Origin of the sequence: Priestia sp. SIMBA_032 (genome assembly GCF_046535215.1) — a bacterium.
GTDB classification, from domain to species: domain Bacteria; phylum Bacillota; class Bacilli; order Bacillales; family Bacillaceae_H; genus Priestia; species Priestia aryabhattai.
The window spans coordinates 1-234 of record NZ_JAWRXD010001604.1; the positions used below are offsets into that span (position 1 = coordinate 1).

Genomic DNA, 234 nt, shown 5'->3' on the forward strand with positions numbered 1-234 from the left:
TTCAGAGAGACGAATATCATGTTTGGCGTTATTTATACCGGTTTTATATTGATATTCTTTTCCCTCTTTCCTAAACTTTTCTATCCCTTTTTCTCCTAAAACAATTTTTCCTGTGCGTTCTTCTAAATATCCGCTATGACAAAGTTTTTTTAGACGATCTCCTTTGATGTTATATTCTCTTTCCATTTGTTCTCTGGTAGCTGTTCCAGTTTTCCAAAGCATATCCATACCTTC

1 pseudogene is annotated in these 234 nt (G+C 34.2%); it reads right to left on the reverse strand.

What is annotated here, in order from left to right:
* Window positions 1-234: pseudogene (locus tag SB717_RS39715) on the reverse strand (hypothetical protein); the annotation flags it as partial.